General features: G+C 56.1%; 2 protein-coding genes. One reads left to right on the top strand and one right to left on the bottom strand.

Annotated features, from left to right (window positions below; genetic code table 11):
- Window positions 1–603 (bottom strand): ATPase, T2SS/T4P/T4SS family (locus PZ895_RS07075; RefSeq protein WP_275838318.1); only part of this gene is annotated, 603 nt, incomplete at its 3' end.
- Between the two features lie 229 nt (window positions 604–832).
- Here PZ895_RS07075 and PZ895_RS07070 point away from each other — a divergent pair.
- Window positions 833–1,174: a helix-turn-helix domain-containing protein gene (locus PZ895_RS07070; RefSeq protein WP_275838317.1), complete on the top strand. Its 342-nt coding sequence runs from the start codon at window positions 833–835 to the stop codon at window positions 1,172–1,174.
- Window positions 1,175–1,669: the final 495 nt, after the last annotated feature.

The following is a 1,669-nucleotide window of genomic DNA, read 5'->3' as shown; positions in this document are numbered from 1 at the left end:
TGTGTGCAGGGACACATGGTTCTTTGCCGAACATTGGATTTCGGCTGTGTCCTCGAGGATCACAAGACGATGATCCGGCGTCACTTCGACCAGTTCAGCCAGAATGGCGTTCGTCAGGGTGGTCTTTCCGGTGCCCGTCCCGCCAGAGATAACGATGTTGAGGCGGTCTGCGATCGCTTCGCGAATGACCTCGACCTGGGCCGGCGTCATAATGCCGTCGGCAACATAGCGATCGAGCCGGATCAGCATCGAGGCGCGCTTGCGAATGTTGAAAACGGGTGCGGGAGCGGCCGGAGGCAAAATGCCCTCGAACCTATGCCCGTCAGGGGGCAGTTCCCCAGAAATGATCGGCCTGTCTTGGGTGGCGACAGTCTTCAGCGCGTGCGCGACCTTGCCGATCACGTTTTCGGCATCGTGCGGCTCCATTCTGCCCGCATTTTCGACGCCATGCCCGATGCGCTCGATAAACAGACTGCCATCGGGATTGAGCATGACTTCGACAACAAGCGGGTCATCAAGGGCCGCCATGATCGTCGGACCCAATGATGAGCGAAGATTGTTGACCAATCTCCGCTTTGCTTCCGCACCCCTGTCTGTGGCCATTCGCTCGACCCCTCCCCGGAAGTCATATGAGTTAATAGTCGCAAATCCTAATCAATTAAAGACGTTTTAACGTCAACCCCCGATAGGTTCCTTGGCGGCAGCAGCAACCGGTTTGTCACCGAAAAGCCACGCGGCCGCCACTTGGGATCGCAACACCTCACGAAAGGACGTAAGAATTGGACGGATTTGACGACTGCTAAATGTAGCGATATAGGAACATTAAAACCCAATGGAAAGCAACCGTCTGGTTTGGGAAATGGTGAAGCCTGTTATCGAGCGCGCATTGCCGGACGAGACGCCTTCCATGCGTCTGCAACAGGTCGCCGTGCTGATGACGATCTATGCTCTCGAAGCGCGCGAAGAAGTCGTAACGGCACAAATGGTCACGGAAGCCTACGGGCTCTCCCGCGCCCAAACCCATCGACTTGTCACTTCTCTGGTGGAGAAGGGCGTCCTTCACGCTGAGCAGACGCACAACCGATTGGGGCGCGGTCGATCGACGGCGCTTAAGCTTATCGAGACGCCGGAATTTGCGGCACTTAAAGCCGTGCTAACGCGCCAACAACCATGAAAATCAAGGGCCTATGGGGCAGCTAGACCAAAACCGCATTTCGTTCCGTAGAGCTTCCGTCATACCGACTTGCGATGTTCACGGTGCCGTGAGACACACCCCAAGCCGGCAATTCCTAGTCGATCAGTTAGCAGTGGTTGTTGCCATCGCTCACCTGGAACGGGCAGGAATTCCGCCCTGCCCTACCATCATTTCGGAAATGATCGGTATCGACCTGGGCGCGGTTAAAGCAGCCGTCCAGCAGCTTGCCGCCGCCGAAACGCCGATTGCCTCTCTCTTGTGTCACCGAACGCTGCCCACAGAAAAGGCAGGGAACGATTAACCATGGTGAATCAGGTATCATGCGAGAATCGTAAGGGGGATTGGTGAGTCGCAATCAAGGCGTCGATCTAGCCCTTTGCCCTGCCAATTTTGCGGGGCCTTACGTGTCAGGAGCTGCGCGTCGCATCCTGAACATTTGTGAGCTTCAAGCCTCAGAAATGTTCACCCGGAATT

The organism is Mesorhizobium sp. YIM 152430 (genome assembly GCF_029210365.1).
Lineage (GTDB): Bacteria > Pseudomonadota > Alphaproteobacteria > Rhizobiales > Rhizobiaceae > Aliihoeflea.
Note: the sequence above shows the minus strand (reverse complement) of the source record. Positions and strands in the feature narration are given on the sequence as shown.

What these genes read in the sequence shown, in the direction of transcription:
- PZ895_RS07070 (WP_275838317.1), top strand. Translation starts at nt 833, where the DNA reads ATGGAAAGCAACCGTCTGGTTTGGGAAATGGTGAAGCCTGTTATCGAG.